The sequence below is a fragment of the Cupriavidus basilensis genome (assembly GCF_029335485.1).
In the GTDB taxonomy this organism is placed as follows: Bacteria; Pseudomonadota; Gammaproteobacteria; order Burkholderiales; family Burkholderiaceae; genus Cupriavidus; species Cupriavidus basilensis_E.
The window spans coordinates 1-14,566 of the sequence record NZ_JARJLM010000473.1; the positions used below are offsets into that span (position 1 = coordinate 1).

The 14,566-nt window shown below is 67.1% G+C and carries 14 protein-coding genes; 11 read left to right on the forward strand and 3 right to left on the reverse strand.

Annotation, left to right across the window (positions count from 1 at the left end; translation table 11 throughout):
- The coding region (locus tag P3W85_RS29065) for an AAA family ATPase (protein WP_276267301.1) at nucleotides 1-1,524 on the reverse strand (1,524 nt) is incomplete at its 3' end.
- A 493-nt stretch (nucleotides 1,525-2,017) separates the two neighbouring features.
- Here P3W85_RS29065 and P3W85_RS29070 point away from each other — a divergent pair.
- The 5 genes from P3W85_RS29070 to P3W85_RS29090 all read left to right on the forward strand — a co-directional run bounded on the left by P3W85_RS29070 (nucleotide 2,018) and on the right by P3W85_RS29090 (nucleotide 7,321).
- Nucleotides 2,018-2,611 carry a TagK domain-containing protein gene (locus P3W85_RS29070; protein WP_276267302.1) on the forward strand — a complete coding sequence of 198 codons (594 nt, stop codon included), beginning with the start codon at nucleotides 2,018-2,020 and terminating at the stop codon, nucleotides 2,609-2,611.
- Between the two features lie 176 nt (nucleotides 2,612-2,787).
- Nucleotides 2,788-3,309 carry a type VI secretion system baseplate subunit TssE gene (gene tssE / locus P3W85_RS29075; protein WP_276267303.1) on the forward strand — a complete coding sequence of 174 codons (522 nt, stop codon included), beginning with the start codon at nucleotides 2,788-2,790 and terminating at the stop codon, nucleotides 3,307-3,309.
- Between the two features lie 4 nt (nucleotides 3,310-3,313).
- Nucleotides 3,314-5,194, forward strand: coding sequence for a type VI secretion system baseplate subunit TssF (tssF, locus tag P3W85_RS29080; protein WP_276267304.1), 1,881 nt, complete (start codon nucleotides 3,314-3,316; stop codon nucleotides 5,192-5,194).
- Nucleotides 5,195-5,206: 12 nt separating this feature from the next.
- Nucleotides 5,207-6,247, forward strand: coding sequence for a type VI secretion system baseplate subunit TssG (gene tssG, locus P3W85_RS29085; protein WP_430869641.1), 1,041 nt, complete (start codon nucleotides 5,207-5,209; stop codon nucleotides 6,245-6,247).
- Between the two features lie 3 nt (nucleotides 6,248-6,250).
- Complete coding sequence (locus tag P3W85_RS29090) at nucleotides 6,251-7,321, forward strand: ImpA family type VI secretion system protein (RefSeq protein WP_276267306.1); 1,071 nt, start codon at nucleotides 6,251-6,253, stop codon at nucleotides 7,319-7,321.
- Between the two features lie 41 nt (nucleotides 7,322-7,362).
- Here the strand turns inward: P3W85_RS29090 and P3W85_RS29095 are convergent, their stop codons facing one another.
- Together P3W85_RS29095 and P3W85_RS29100 are read right to left on the reverse strand one after the other, a co-directional pair.
- Entirely contained in the window at nucleotides 7,363-8,829 is a 1,467-nt protein-coding gene (locus P3W85_RS29095) for a heavy metal sensor histidine kinase (RefSeq protein ID WP_276267312.1), read from the reverse strand.
- 67 nt (nucleotides 8,830-8,896) lie between these two features.
- Nucleotides 8,897-9,571 (reverse strand): heavy metal response regulator transcription factor, encoded by a 675-nt coding sequence (locus P3W85_RS29100; RefSeq protein ID WP_017224208.1) that lies wholly within the window; start codon nucleotides 9,569-9,571, stop codon nucleotides 8,897-8,899.
- Between the two features lie 211 nt (nucleotides 9,572-9,782).
- Between P3W85_RS29100 and P3W85_RS29105 the strand changes: the two genes are divergently transcribed.
- From P3W85_RS29105 to P3W85_RS29130, 6 genes are all read left to right on the forward strand, one after another.
- A complete protein-coding gene (locus tag P3W85_RS29105; protein ID WP_276267307.1) occupies nucleotides 9,783-10,277 on the forward strand; it encodes a hypothetical protein in 495 nt (164 codons plus the stop codon).
- An 87-nt stretch (nucleotides 10,278-10,364) separates the two neighbouring features.
- Nucleotides 10,365-10,706 (forward strand): hypothetical protein, encoded by a 342-nt coding sequence (locus P3W85_RS29110; protein ID WP_276267308.1) that lies wholly within the window; start codon nucleotides 10,365-10,367, stop codon nucleotides 10,704-10,706.
- A 9-nt stretch (nucleotides 10,707-10,715) separates the two neighbouring features.
- Nucleotides 10,716-12,197: a TolC family protein gene (locus P3W85_RS29115; protein WP_276267309.1), complete on the forward strand. Its 1,482-nt coding sequence runs from the start codon at nucleotides 10,716-10,718 to the stop codon at nucleotides 12,195-12,197.
- A 2-nt stretch (nucleotides 12,198-12,199) separates the two neighbouring features.
- The gene (locus P3W85_RS29120; protein ID WP_035811455.1) at nucleotides 12,200-13,501 is read left to right on the forward strand and encodes a multicopper oxidase family protein; all 1,302 of its coding nucleotides are present in this window, start codon (nucleotides 12,200-12,202) and stop codon (nucleotides 13,499-13,501) included.
- Between the two features lie 37 nt (nucleotides 13,502-13,538).
- Nucleotides 13,539-14,024, forward strand: a complete 486-nt coding sequence (locus P3W85_RS29125; RefSeq protein ID WP_430869640.1) for a cupredoxin domain-containing protein — start codon at nucleotides 13,539-13,541, stop codon at nucleotides 14,022-14,024.
- A gap of 48 nt (nucleotides 14,025-14,072) precedes the next feature.
- Nucleotides 14,073-14,435: a copper-binding protein gene (locus P3W85_RS29130; RefSeq protein ID WP_276267311.1), complete on the forward strand. Its 363-nt coding sequence runs from the start codon at nucleotides 14,073-14,075 to the stop codon at nucleotides 14,433-14,435.
- Nucleotides 14,436-14,566 lie beyond the last annotated feature (131 nt).

Below are 14,566 nucleotides of genomic sequence, written 5' to 3' on the forward strand. Positions count from 1 at the left end.
GCGCCGCTCCAGTATCTGGCGGGCGAGTTCCCTCTCCTGCTCCCAGCGCGCCTCTGCCAGGACCAGGTCCGCCTCGCATCGCGCGATATCCGACGTGACCACCGCCAGCCGCTCGCCGGTGCCCTTTCCGAGCCGGGCTTCCGTGGCCAGCAATGCCGCTTCCGTCCGGGCAGCGGCAAGCCGTTGCCGCGCGGCGTCGACTTCGGCCGGCGCCGCATGCAGCGACAGCGCCACGCGTGCGCACGCCGTGTCCAGCAGGCTGATTGCCTTGTCCGGCAACTGCCGCGCCGGAATATAGCGATGCGACAGCTTCACCGCTGCGCGGATGGCCTCGTCGCGCACCAATACCTGATGATGCTCGGCGAAGGTGCCTGCCAGGCCACGCACCATGGCCACTGCGCCGGCTTCCTCCGGCTCCATTACCTGCAGCACCTGGAAACGCCGTGTGAGCGCGGGGTCCTTCTCGATGTGCCGCTTGTATTCGGCCCAGGTGGTGGCGCCAATGGTGCGCAGGGTGCCGCGCGCCAGGGCTGGCTTGAGCAGGTTGGCGGCGTCGCCGGTGCCGGCCTGGCCGCCAGCGCCCACCAGCGTATGCACCTCGTCGACAAACAGGATGACCGGCTCGGCGGACTTCGCCGCGTCTTCGAGCACGCCTTTGAGCCGTGCCTCGAACTCCCCCTTCATGCTGGCGCCGGCCAGCAATGCGCCCACGTCGAGGCTGAGCAGCCTGGCCCGCGCCAGGCTGGGGGGTACGGCGCCGGCAGCCATCGCCAACGCCAATCCTTCGATGACGGCGGTCTTGCCGACGCCGGCCTCCCCCGTCAGCAGCGGGTTGTTCTGGCGCCTGCGCAGCAGGATATCGGTCATGGTGCGGATTTCGTGCTCGCGCCCGATCACCGGATCGAGCCGGCCTGCACGCGCGTCCCCGGTGAGGTCGCGGCAAAACCGCGCCAGCGGCGAACGCTGGTCGGCGGCTTCGGGCAGCGCACCGCTGGCCTCGCCCGGGAGCGCGCGAGCCAGGCCGCTGCCGTCGTAGGCGTGGTCGCCGCTCTCGGGCGACTGCGCCACCAACGCCGGCAACGCGGCGATCAACCCCTCGGTGGGAATGGACTCGAACCGCGCTGAGATGCCCAGCAGCGTGCGGCGCAACTCCGGCGTCCTGAGAAGGGCCGTGAGGAGATGGGCACCCCTGATCCTGTCGTCGCGGAAGGACAAGGTGGCAAACAGCCAGGCGCGTTCGATCGCCTGTTCTATCTGGAACGAGAAATCGCTGATGGAGCTGGCACCAGTCCGGAGCTGGCCCAGCGCGCGCGCCAGATCCGCTTCCAGCGCCGTCACATCGACCTGATGATGACGCAGGATCCGCGGCCAATCGCCGTCTGGAACCTGGAGCAACTGATGCACCCAATGCGCCAGTTCCACATAGGGATTGCCGCGCAGCTTGCAGAAGGCTGTCGCGCTTTCCAGCGATTTGAACAGTGTGGCATTCAATCGACCGAACAGCGCCTGACGAGAAATATCCATCCTATTCCCTATCTCTTTTTATCCAGGACAGGGTTCCAATCGCCGTCGCAAAATCAACCGCACGACCACCCGCCTCGGAGGAAGTCGTAAACTACACCACCTTAATTCACATGTAAATTATGTCAATTTTTAAAAAAAAATCAAAAAACAAGAACAATCCTATTACTTTAAGAAAACTCCCAATAAATAGCATCGCGCTAGGAACATGGTCACGATAAATCCAAATAAAATTAAGATTTTTACAAAAAAATCAACAGGCAGACACGAATAATTTGTCGCAAACTGCAACAATTCACAAAAAATACGAAATTTCCCAACGGATAGATTCAAATCCAAAGCGAAATCTGATGTAAGAACAAATCACATCTGAATGCAACCCAATACATTTAGGAATTTTCCCGCACTTTGCCTGCCATCCCATTTACCGATATGATTCGGCCGATTTCACCCGCGTATTCCTAGCCTTTTAATCCGATGACAGAAGAGATGGCCCATGAATGAGATTGGATCCGGCCTTGCCCAGCGCTCTGCGGTCCATGACGATCCGGCGGCGTGGGCGGGAGAGCTGAAACCGGGCCGCGTATTGCCGGAAGACCCCTTCGCAATCCTCAGGGCTGGAACAGGCGCGGCCGCGACCGGCAGGGCGCCGGCGGGACAGGCCGCGGAGGATGACATTCTTGCCCGGTTGATCGCGGAGAGCGAGGCCGTGCTGCGCAACCCTGGCCACGTCGGCGGGCACGCCGGTCCGGGCGGTGCGGTGCAGGCCAGTGCGGCAACGGCCAGGGCCGAAGCCGGCTCGCTGCACGCCCTCGCCGCGCAGGCCGGGCCTGGCTCCTTGCGCGACATGGTCGCCGCCGAGCTGACAATCGAAGCCTTGATCGGCCCGCCAGGCGAGCCTGATGCGCTCCAGTCCCTTGTCCAGCCCGCCCGGCAGGACGTGCTCCGGCTGTTCGCCGGGGACATCGCGCCCGCACAGGGGAGCGAGATCGCGACGCCATTGGTCCAGCGCGAGCACCACCTGCTGTCGATGAACAGCGCCTACCGTGCAGCGCAGGCCGTCATCCCACAGGCAGCCGATGAAACATAGGAACGTAGCTGGCCGCGCCTGCCCCGCCATGCGCCTGGACGTGGCATTGCGGCAAGCCACGGGGGTGTTTGCCGCACTGTCGCCGCACGGCCCGACGAGGGGCTCGCCTACCATGCTTCTGGCTATCGGGAACGGCTCCGCGCCGCGACCATCGCCGCCTGAACCAGGAACCCCGGATGCCTGACCGCCGTGCGCCCCGCCGTCCGCATACGCAGTTGATGCCGACGTTGTTCGACCGCTTGCGCGACGACGCCCCTCACCGCGCGAGCGAAAGCGCGGCCGAATACACCGTGACGCGCGCGCAAATGCGCGAGATCATCCAGCGCGACCTGACCTATCTGCTCAATACCACCAACCGCGAAGACGAGATGAACCGCGACCGCCACGGCGCGGCGGCCGCCTCCACCATCAACTACGGTGTGCCGCCCGTGGCCGGCACCTACCTGTCCGAACGCAAATGGACCGACATCGTGCACATCGTGCGGCGCGCCATCCTGGATTTCGAGCCGAGGCTGATTCCCGGCTCCCTGGAGGTCGAGCCCCTGTGCAAGGAAGACGCGCCGCAGCGCTACAACACGCTGCTGTTCGAGATCAAGGGTCTGATCCATATGGACCCTTATCCGATGGCCTTCACGGCCCAAAGCACGCTCGACCTGGAAACCAGCAGGTTGAGCGTGCAATCCATCCACGCGAGCTGAGCCCATGGATCCACACCTCCTCGAGTACTACAACCGGGAGCTCGTCTACATGCGCGAGCTGGCCGGCGAGTTCGCCAGCCAGCACCCCAAGGTGGCCAAACGGCTGGGGATGCACGGCATCGAGGTAGCCGATCCCTACGTCGAGCGATTGATCGAAGCATTCTGCTTCCTTTCCGCCCGCACGCAAATCAAGCTGGACGCCGAGTTTCCGCGCTTTACCCAGCGCTTGCTGGAGGTGGTCTACCCGAACTACGTGGCCCCCACCCCGTCGATCGCGGTCGCGCAGTTCCGCCCGAGCATCGGGGAAGGCAACTTCGCGCACGGCGTTCCGATACCGCGCGATACCGAGCTGACCGCCGCCCTGGCGCCTGGCGAGCAGACCGCCTGCCAGTTCCGCACCACCCAGGCCGTGACATTGTGGCCGCTCACGATCACCGAGGCGCGCCTGACCGGCATTCCGCCCGATATCCGCAATCTCGAACGCTACCTGCCTGCGCATGTTGCGGTGCAAGGCGCGCTGCGGCTGCGCCTGTCCATTGGACTGGACATGACGTTCGAGCAACTGGAGGGCCTGGACTGCCTGCCGGTCTATCTGCGCGGCGACGACCAGATTGCCTCGCACCTGTTCGAGCTGCTGCACGGCGCGGGCGTGGCGTTGCTGATCGGGCCAGCCGGCGCCATGGGCGGCGCCTTGCACTCGGTGACGAAGGATGCCGTTGTGCATGTCGGCATGGCTCCAGGCGAAGGGGCCCTGCCGCAGGCGTGGAATACCTTTCATGGCCACCATCTGATCCATGAGTACTTCGCCTGTCCGGCGCGCTTTTATTTTTTTGGCCTGAACGGGCTTGCACCCGGCCTTCGGCGCATCGCCGCCAGGGAGGCCGAGGTCGTGGTGCTGCTGTCGAAGCCGCCCGGCCATCTCGCCGGCAAGGTGGACCGCGATCAGTTCGCACTGTATTGCGCACCGGTGGTCAACCTGTTTGCAAAGCGTACCGACCGGATCGAGATAGCGCCTGCACGAAACGAATTCCATCTCGTGCCCGATCGACGCCATCCGCTCGATTACGAGGCACACTCCGTGCAAACCCTGTCGGGGCAGGAGACGGAGCATAGCGCCGCGATGGCGTTCCGGCCGCTGTTTTCCACGCGCAACTGTGACGAGGGCAACCACGGCCGGTACTTTTCCATACGGCGCGAGCGGCGTCTGGTCTCGCAGCAGGCTCGCCGGTACGGTACCCGTACAGCCTATACCGGCACGGAGCTGTTCGTCGCGCTGGTGGACCAGCATGAGGCGCCCTACCCCGACATGCTGCGCTACCTATCGGTGGAAGCGCTGGTCACCAACCGGGACCTGGCCACGCTGGTCCCTCGCAACGGCCTGAACGACCTGACGACGTCGGCGTCGATCCCGGTGGACGGCATCGGCCTGATCCGGCCGCCCTCTTCGCCCTGGCCGCCCTATGCGGAGAATGAAACGGCGTGGCGCCTGATCCGGCTGCTGGGTTTCAACTATCTCTCGTTGATGGACGTGGATCACCGCAGCGGCGGCCAGGGGCTGCGCGACCTCCTCCGGCTGTTCGCGCCGAACGACGATCAGGCCCGGTTGCGCCAGATCGAAAGCCTGATCGGCTCGCAGATCCAGCCGGTCATGCGGCGGTTGCCCGGGGACGGCCCGCTCGTCTACGGGCGCGGCATACAGTGCCGGCTGACCGTGGACGAGGCCGGCTTTTCCGGTATCAGTCCGTATCTGTTCGGCGTGGTGCTCGAGCATTTCCTGGCGCGCCACGTCAGCGTCAACGCCTTCACGGAGACGGAACTGCACTCGATGCAGCGCGGACTCGTGCATCGCTGGCCGGCCCGCGCGGGCGGCCGCAGCGCGGCGTAGTCCATGCCAGCCATGCACAGCGACACAGAAGCGAACCGGCCGCCGGCTGGCTCCCACGCGGCAAGCGCCGGCTATGCCGGCCAGCCGGTATGGAAGCTCAGCTTCCTCGGGCTGCTGAGGCACTTGTACGCGCGCCGGCCCGAACTGCCGCAGGTGGGCCAGGCCAGCCGACCGCACCAGGAGCCCTTCCGCGTGGGCCAGGCGGCCTCGCTTTCGTTCGCGCCCCGGGAGATTGCGCAACTGGAGCAGAGCCCCGCCGGGCTGCAGGTCCAACTGTTCGGCCTGGGCATGCTCGGGCCCAACGGGCCGCTCCCGCTGCACTTTACGGAGATCGTGCGGGACCGGGCCGAATCCCGGCGGGACCGTACTACGGCGGCCTTCCTCGACATCTTTCATCACCGCGCCCTCACGCAGTTCTATCAGGCCTGGGCCGTGGGACAAGCAGCGGCCGGGCTGGATCGGCCCGACGACGAGGTCTTTTCGCGCTATGTCGGCTGGCTCGCGGGTCATGAGGCTGAAGAGATCGCGCATAGCCCGCTGCCGGCCCATGCTCGGCTGGCGGCCAGCGCGCATCATGTGCGTGAAGCCAGGAACCCGGATGGAATCGCCGACTCCCTGGCGCATTTCTTTGGCGTTCCTGTGCGACTCGAAGAGTATGTGCTGCACTGGATCGCCATCGACCCGGCCGACCTGACGTGCCTGGGCCATGCCGGGCCATCGGGCCTGCTCGCGCATGGCGCGATGCTGGGCGACTCGGTGCCGGACCGCCAGCATAAGTTCCGCCTGGTAATCGGGCCGCTCGGCCTGCGCCAATACCTGCGATTCGCGCCGAATGGCCGCGACTTGCCCGTCCTGGTGGAGTGGGTCCGCTCGTTCGTCGGCTTTGAATTCGCGTGGGAGGCCGAGTTGCAGGTGAAACCGGCATCCGCGCCGCCAGCCATCCTGGGCGCGCAAGAACGACTGGGCTGGTCGACCTGGCTGGGCGAACCCGATCCGCGGCGCGCCGCCGTGACAGGCATGGTCTTTGAACCCGAACTTTACATGCGCGGCTAACCCATGAAGAACGCATCCAGGCCGATCAAGGCAACCACCATCGCCCCCCTGCGCTTCGCCGAGCTGGCCGAGCCCGTGGCAGGGAATGCGCCGTGCGGCGCGGACCTTGAATACGATCCGGAGTTTGTCGTACTGCTTGCCAAGGCTTCTCCGCGCGGCCAGGCACAATACGGCGACTTCGTCGCCAATGCCGAAACGGTGAACTGGCTGGAGCTGGAGCGGGATTGCAAGCGCCTGCTGCTGCGGACCAAGGATATCCGCCTGTTGATACTGTTCCTGCGATGCCGCGCGAGACTGGACGCAGCCGCGGGCTTGCGGGACGGACTGGCGCTGCTGCTCGCCCTGCTGCGGAGCCATCCCGCGGCGATCCACCCGCGCCTGGAAGTGGATGGCGAACACGACCCTGCCGTGCGCGCCAATGCGCTCGCAGGGCTTGCCGACCCCGCTGGCCTGCTTGCCGACATCCGGGAAATCACCTTCTCGGCCCAAAGCGCAACACGGCTGCAGGTGCGCGACATCGAGCGCGCCTTTGCCCTGCCGCGGCCCGTTGATGGCCTGGCCCCGGACGCGGTACATCGCCAGCTCGCGGCCCTGCGCGGCCAAGGCGACGCCACGCTGGCCGCGACGGAAGAGGCTGGCAAGCTGGTGGAGCAACTGAGCGCCTGGATGGAAGAGACGCTGGCGGCCGATGCCCCGGACTTATCGCCGCTGCTGCAGCTGCTGCGCCTGGGCGCCAGACCGCAAGGGGAAACGCCGGAAGACACCGCCACGCTGCCTTGCGCGGACGAACTTGTCATGCCCGGGCCGACGCCCGCCCCGCCTCCGCCCCTTCCCGCGCAAGCCTTGCTGCCGGAGGCACTGGTGGCGCCGGCCGGCAATGCGGCGCACAGCCGCGCGACCATGATCGCCACGATTCGCCTGGCAAGGCAATGGTTCGACGAGCACGAGCCGAGCAGTCCCGTATCCCTGCTGCTCAGGCAAGCCGAGCGGCTTGCGGGCAAGCGTTTCGACGAGGTCTTCCAGGCGATCCCGCAGGAACTGGTGCAGCGCTGGGCGGAGGACCTGCCGACCTGAGCCCGGATGAGCCGTTTCTTTGGGCGCTCGGCGCAATGGACTCATTGCGCCGCCTGTGACGACTGCGCGGCCGTCTGGGCCTGATGCTCCGAACGCAGGGCGGACGTACGCGGTATCAGCGGAAACGTCAGTTCCGCCACCGTTTCGCCGGGCCGGCTGTACAGGCTGACGCTGCCGCCATGCAAGCGCATGATGGTGTCGACGATGGCCAGCCCGAGGCCGGTGGAGCACGCCGAATTGCTGCGCGCCGGGTCGCCCCGGTAAAAGCGCCCGAACACGTGCGGTAGCGCCTCCGGTGCAATTCCGCCGCCGCCGTTGCCCACCCGTATCCTGGTGGCCTGCGTGTCTGTCGCCACGCGGATGTCCACGGCACTGCCGCCGGGCGCGTGGCGCAGGGCATTGTCGACCAGGTTGTTCACCGCCCGCCGCAGCAGGGTCTGGTCGGCATGCACGCTGCCCTGCCCCGCCAGTTGTACCGTGATATCCCGATCCGCCGCCACGGCTTCGTAGTACTCGGCCACCTTGTCGAGTTCGGCGCGCGCGTCCAGCTCGCGCACGTTCAGCGCTACCTGGGCGTGGTCGGCACGCGCGAGAAACAGCATATTCTCGATCATGCGTGCCAGGCGCTCGTACTCCTCCAGGTTGGATTCCAGCAGGCTCTCGTACTCCTGCACCGGGCGGCTTTGGCCTAGCGTGACCTGGGTCTGGCCGATCAGGTTGCTGATGGGCGTGCGGAAATCGTGTGCCAGGTCGGCCGAGAATTCGGAGAGGCGGTGGAAACCATCCTCGAGACGCGCCAGCATATCGTTCAGCGCGGCCACCAGGGCGCGTACTTCCGTGGGCGCCTGGCCCGCGTCGAGGCGGGTGGCGAGCCGGCTCATGGTCACGGCCGACGCGTCCTGCGCCATGCGCGTCAGCGGCCGCAAGCCACGCCGGGCGATCAGGTAGCCCAGGCCGGCCGCGACCGCCGCGCCGCACATGGTCGCCCAGAACATCTGCTTCTGGTACGCCGTCATCAGCGCGGCGCGGTAGCCTGCGTCGCGCAGCACCACGATCTCGACCGCGTGGTCGGAATCCCCGAGCTGCCCGAGCGCCGCGATGCCCCGCGAGGCAACGCCGTTGCGCGGGTACCAGGTGTGCAGCAGCGACTTGTCCGGCGGCATGGCGGCGGGCAGCGCCGGCAACGCCGGCACCGGCTCGTGGCGCGGGTTGAGGGTGACCAGCGGCTCACCCTGGCTGCCGCGCACCAGCAGGATCAGACCTTCGTGACCCATTGCGAGATCGGCGAAGCGATGGGTGTCGGCGCGGACCTCGGCCTCGGACCTGACCTCGCGCAGCAGATGACGCACCAGCAATACTTCACTCACCAGTTCGCCTTCGTCGCGGTCCTGCAACTGCAAGGCAAGCGCGCTGGCCAGGTAAGTGCCGACGGCGATCAGGATGGCCACGGTGGCGATGCCATAGGCCAGCGCGAGCCTGGCGGTAAGCGACGCGGGCAGGGGCAGCATGGTGCGGATCATGACGCGCTCCCCCGCCCGCCCGATGCAAGGCGTCCTGAACCAGCCCCAAGCCGGCTCACGGCGCCTCCTCCTCCAGCACGTAGCCCATCCCCCGGCGGGTATGGATCAGCTTGCGCGGAAAGGGATCGTCGACCTTGGCGCGCAGGCGGCGGATCGAGACATCCACCACATTGGTATTGCTGTCGAAGTTCATGTCCCAGACATGGGAGGCAATCAGGGAGCGCGACAGCACTTCGCCGCAGCGGCGCGCCAGCAGTTGCAGCAGCGCGAACTCCTTGGAGGTCAGGTCAAGCTTCTGCCCGTCGCGCGTGACGCGGCGCTTGACGGTATCGATCTGCAGGTCCGCCACTTCGATCAGCTCGCTCTCGCGCAGCGGTCCGCGCCGCAGGATGGTGCGGATGCGCATCACCAGTTCGGCGAAGGCGAAGGGCTTGACCATATAGTCATCGGCCCCGAGCTCCAGCCCTTTGAGCCGGTCGGAGAGTTCGTCGCGCGCGGTCAGGAACAGGACCGGCGTATCGCGTTCGCGCCGCAGTTCCTGCAGCACCTGCCAGCCGTCCATGCCGGGCAGCATGACGTCCAGCACGATCAGGTCGTACTCCTGCCCGCGTGCGTGGGCCAGGCCGTCGACGCCGTTGCGGGCCAGGTCCACCACGAATCCGGATTCGCTCAGGCCCTTGCGCAGGTAATCGCCTGCCTTGGGCTCGTCTTCGACAATCAATATGCGCATTTAAGTTCACTCCGGGCCATCAACCCGCCATCCTCCGCCATCAACCGGGCACCGGCCGCCCCTGCGCCGCTGGAAAACCGGTCCTGCAAGACCGCTACGCTATACGAGGAATCCCCGGCCCGGCCAAAGATGTCAGCATTGTCATGTTGGCGTCACGCTAGCGCACCTTTCCATGCAGGTACAATACTGCCTGCTTATTCCACCTGCCCCGATGAAACACGTCCTGAGCTGCTTCCTGCTATGTATCGCCATGATCGCGCTGCCCGCACAGGGTATCGCGGCGGCGGTCGTGATGGTCTGCAGCGCGGCGCAGTCGGTGCAGGCGTCCGGCGGACTGTCGGCCGATTCCCCCGCCATCGAGTCGATGATGTTACGTCATGCGGCCATGAAATCGCAGGCGGAAGCCGTGCTCGGCAGCCATGCCAGCATGCATTGCCATGACGCGGCGGCCCCGGCGGACAAGTCGGCCGGCATGGCCGAGCCGCAAGGCCAGCCTGCTCCGCACGACCAGCAAGACCATCACACCCACCATGGCGCCGGCACCTGCAGCGCGTGTTCCGCCTGCGCGCTCGGCGCCGTGATCCCCACGGTGCTGCCCGAACTTCCCCTGGCCAGCCACGGCCACGCCGCGCCCCAGGCCGCCCTAGCGGCCTTCCTCGGCTTCCTCCCCGCTCCCTCCGACCGCCCGCCCGCCGCACGCTGCTGACACCCGAGGTGCGTCCATCGCACGCTCGCCCGACGTTCGTTTTACCCCGCGCCACCCTTCGCGCACCCCACGAACACTGAGGTTGTCATGCATTTCGTCCGCATTCTCGCGGCGGCGTGCTGGCTGCTCGGGCCGGCCTTGTCATTGGCCCAGCCCGGCGCACCCGCCGCCGATCCGCTCGACCCCGCCGCATCCGTGCCGCCGTTGCCGGCGCTGAATGTGCTCGCCGGCTACGTGCCGTTCCAGGCCCAGCCGATCGCACCCTGGCGCCAGTCCAACGACCAGGTCGCACCGGCGGCCGGCAATCCGCCCATGGGCATGCCAATGTCCAAGCCGGCGCCGGCCGGCGCACCCGATGCTTCCGGCAAGCCCGGCCAGGCAGGCGGCGCCCGGCCGGAAGCCGGCGCTGGCCACGCGCATCATCACTGAGGACGCCGCATGTCTCTACCACTGACTCTCCGGCCGGGACTGGCCGCGGCGGCCTGTGCCCTGTTGCTGGCGGGCTGCGCCGGCTTTACCGCCGACGGCGGCTTCGGCACCGCGGCCAGCGCCGCGCGCGAGCGCCTGGGCAAGGATGCCCTATGGGTGCGCTCCGACCAGGATCGCGCCGAGGTCTACCAGCGCACCCAGGCCTTGCTGGCGCAGCCGCTCGACGCCGACAGCGCCGTGCAGATCGCCCTGCTCAACAATGCCGGCCTGCAGGCGGCCTTCGCCGAGCTGGGCATCTCCGAAGCCGAGTATGTCCAGGCCACACGCCTGCCCAACCCGGGGTTTTCCTTCAGCCGCACCCGCCAGGGCGACGACCTGAAGATCGACCGCGCCATCTCGGTCGGCCTGATGAACCTGCTGGTGCTCCCGCTGGCGGCGCGCATCGAGCAGGACCGCTTTTCGCAAACGCGGCTGGCGGTGGCCGACACCCTGCTGCGGCACGCGCTGGAAACGCGCAAGGCCTTCGTCAATGCCGTGGCGGCGGAGCAATCCGCACGCTATGCCGAGCAGGTGAAGAACGCCGCCGAGACGGGTGCGCTCTTTGCCCGCGACCTGGCGCGGGCGGGCAATGTCAGCGCACTCGATCACGCACGCGAGCAGGCCTTTTATGCCGATGCCGCCAGCCAGCTCGCGCGGGCTCGCCAGCAGGCGCTGGCGGCGCGCGAGCAGCTCACGCGGCGTCTCGGCCTGTGGGGCACCGGCGCGCAGTACCGGCTCCCCGAGCGTCTGCCGGACCTGCCGACGACACGGCCCGCACTCGCCGATCTCGAAGGCTATGCGATTGCCAGCCGGCTCGACCTGCAGGCCGGCCGGCTCCAGCTGGACAGCCTGGCGCGTTCGCTCGGCCTGACGCGGGCAACACGCTTCGTCAGCGTGATCGATGTCGCCTACCTGCACAACACGGAAACCGCGAAGCCGCGTGAAACCGGCTACGGCATCAATATCGAGATCCCGCTGTTCGACTGGGGCGGGGCGCGCGTGGCACGCGCGGAAGCGGTCTACATGCAGGCCGCCAGCCGGCTGGCGGAGAACGCCATCAACGCCCGCTCGGAGGTGCGCGAGACCTATGCCGGCTACCAGGCGCGCTATGACATTGCGCGGCACTACCGCGATGAAGTGGTACCGCTGCGCAAGCGCATCGCCGACGAAAGCCTGCTCCGCTACAACGGCATGCTGGTCAGCGTATTCGAGCTGCTGACCGACGCGCGCGATCAGGTGGGCGCGGTCAACGGCTATCTGGACGCGCTGCGCGAATACTGGGTGGCCGAAACCGAGCTGCAAGGCGCGCTGGGTGGGCGCCTGCCCGATGCCGGCGCCGCGTCTTCGCCCGCATCTCCCACCGTGCCCGCCCGTGCTGGCGCCTCGCCCTCTCCGGCTTCCGCCGCGGCCGCCGCCGGCCCGGCATCCATCGCTGTGCCCAAAGGACAATGACCATGGTTACCCGAAGACAATTCCTGCACGGCTCCGGCGCCACCATGCTGGGCGCGGCGCTGGTATCGCGCGCCGGCGCCGCGGTGCTGCCCGAAGCCGCCCTGCAAGCCAGTCCCGCCACCCAGCCACCGCTGCCTCCGGCCAGCGGCAGGCCGTACAACCCGGTGGTGACGCTCAACGGCTGGACCCTGCCCTGGCGCATGCGGCAGGGCTGGAAGGAGTTCCACCTGGTAGCGGAGCCGGTCGAACGCGAGTTCGCCCCCGGCATGAAGGCCCACCTGTGGGGCTACAACGGCCAGAGCCCGGGACCCACCATCGAATGCGTGGAAGGCGACAAGGTCCGGATCTTCGTCACCAACAAGCTGCCGGAACACACCACGGTGCACTGGCACGGGATCATCCTGCCAGCCGGCATGGACGGCGTCGGCGGCCTGTCGCAGCCGCATATCCCGCCGGGCAAGACCTTTGTCTACGAGTTCGAGATGAAGCATGCAGGCACCTTCATGTACCACCCGCATTCGGACGAGATGGTGCAGATGGCGATGGGCATGATGGGCTTCCTGGTGGTGCATCCGAAAGATCCGGCGCAGATGCGGGTCGATCGCGATTTCGTCTTCCTGATCTCGGCCTACGACATCGATCCGGGTTCCTATACGCCGCGCGTGGCCGAGATGACGGATTTCAACATGTGGACCTGGAACAGCCGCGTGTTCCCGGGGATCGACAGCCTCCCGGCGCGGCTGGGCGACCGCGTGCGCATCCGCTTCGGCAACCTGACCATGACCAACCACCCGATCCACCTGCACGGCCATCGCTTTGAGGTCACCGGCACCGATGGCGGCTGGGTGCCGCCATCGGCACGCTGGCCCGAGGTCACCGCGGACGTAGCGGTCGGACAGATGCGCGCGATCGAGTTTGTCGCCGACAACCCGGGCGACTGGGCATTCCACTGCCACAAGTCGCATCACACCATGAACGCGATGGGCCATCAGATGCCGACCATGATCGGCGTGAAACAAAAGGACCTGGCCAGGCGGATGAATGCGCTGGTGCCGGATTACATGCCCATGGGCGAGGCGGGCATGGCCGATATGGGCGGCATGGAAATGCCGCTGCCCGACAACACGCTGCCGATGATGACCGGACAGGGGCCGTTCGGCCCGATCGAGATGGGCGGCATGTTCAGCGTGCTCAAGGTGCGCGCCGGCCTGGGCCGCAACGACTACCGCGATCCCGGCTGGTACCGCCACCCCAAGGGCACCGTCGCCTTCGAATACGCCGGCACGCCCGGCACCGACCAGTGAACGCAACCGAAGAACCGAGGCTACCGATATGAGCAGAATGAAACTGAAATCCCGCGCCGCGACCGTGCTGCTGGCCGCAGCGAGTGCACTCGCGTGCGGCGGCGCACTCGCTGCCGGCAGCCACGCCGGCGGCCATGCCGGCGACGCAGCCGATGCCATTGGCCAGGCCGGCGACGCCAGCCGCGTGAGCCGCACCATCCGGATCGACATGGGCGACGATATGCGCTTCAGCCCGCCCGATCTCACCGTGCGGGCCGGCGAAACCATCCGCTTCGTGGTCCGCAATGCCGGCCGGCTGCGCCATGAGATGGTGCTCGGCAGCGATGCCGATCTGAAGGCCCACTATGCCGAAATGCTGAAGATGCCGGAGATGGAACACGCCGATCCCAACGCCGTCACGCTGGACGCGGGGCAGAGCGGCGAACTGGTGTGGCGTTTTACGCGCAGCGGCCGGGTTGCCTTTGCCTGCCTGCAACCCGGCCACTACGACGCCGGCATGCGTGGCCAGGTACGCGTGCGCTGAAGCCGCCGGCGCGGCCACTCAACCTCAGTCAACTACCAAGGACTCCATATGAACACCAATATCAGCAAGATCCTGCTCGCACTGATGCCGCTGCTGGCGGCCGCCGCAACCCTGCCGGCCCAGGCCGCCGCCGACGCGGCCGGCACGACTGCCGCGGCAGCCACGGCGCCGGCGGAATCCCCGATGACCGACGGCGAAATCCGCAAAGTGGATACCGCGGCAGGCAAGCTCACCATCAAGCATGGCCCTATCGTCAACCTGGATATGGGCGCAATGACCATGATCTTCCGGGTGCAGGATCCGGCCATGCTCGCCAAGGTCAAGGAGGGCGACCGGGTGAAGTTCAGCGTAGCGCGCATCAACGGTGCGCTGACCGTGACCGCACTGGTCGAGCCGCCGCCGGTGCAGTAAGGCATGCCCGAAAGCGCGCTGGCCAGGGCTACCAGGGGCGCGCCCGCCAGGCTTCAGCCGACCCGGAAGAAGTCAACCGACTGTCCCGCGTTGACCGCGCGCTGCAGCCATTCCGGGCGCTCGCCGGTGCC

Coding starts and splice junctions, on each gene's coding strand:
- P3W85_RS29070 (WP_276267302.1), top strand. CDS start 2,018: ATGAATGAGATTGGATCCGGCCTTGCCCAGCGCTCTGCGGTCCATGAC.
- tssE (WP_276267303.1), top strand. CDS start 2,788: ATGCCTGACCGCCGTGCGCCCCGCCGTCCGCATACGCAGTTGATGCCG.
- tssF (WP_276267304.1), top strand. CDS start 3,314: ATGGATCCACACCTCCTCGAGTACTACAACCGGGAGCTCGTCTACATG.
- tssG (WP_430869641.1), top strand. CDS start 5,207: ATGCACAGCGACACAGAAGCGAACCGGCCGCCGGCTGGCTCCCACGCG.
- P3W85_RS29090 (WP_276267306.1), top strand. CDS start 6,251: ATGAAGAACGCATCCAGGCCGATCAAGGCAACCACCATCGCCCCCCTG.
- P3W85_RS29095 (WP_276267312.1), bottom strand. CDS start 8,829: ATGCTGCCCCTGCCCGCGTCGCTTACCGCCAGGCTCGCGCTGGCCTAT.
- P3W85_RS29100 (WP_017224208.1), bottom strand. CDS start 9,571: ATGCGCATATTGATTGTCGAAGACGAGCCCAAGGCAGGCGATTACCTG.
- P3W85_RS29105 (WP_276267307.1), top strand. CDS start 9,783: ATGAAACACGTCCTGAGCTGCTTCCTGCTATGTATCGCCATGATCGCG.
- P3W85_RS29110 (WP_276267308.1), top strand. CDS start 10,365: ATGCATTTCGTCCGCATTCTCGCGGCGGCGTGCTGGCTGCTCGGGCCG.
- P3W85_RS29115 (WP_276267309.1), top strand. CDS start 10,716: ATGTCTCTACCACTGACTCTCCGGCCGGGACTGGCCGCGGCGGCCTGT.
- P3W85_RS29120 (WP_035811455.1), top strand. CDS start 12,200: ATGGTTACCCGAAGACAATTCCTGCACGGCTCCGGCGCCACCATGCTG.
- P3W85_RS29125 (WP_430869640.1), top strand. CDS start 13,539: ATGAAACTGAAATCCCGCGCCGCGACCGTGCTGCTGGCCGCAGCGAGT.
- P3W85_RS29130 (WP_276267311.1), top strand. CDS start 14,073: ATGAACACCAATATCAGCAAGATCCTGCTCGCACTGATGCCGCTGCTG.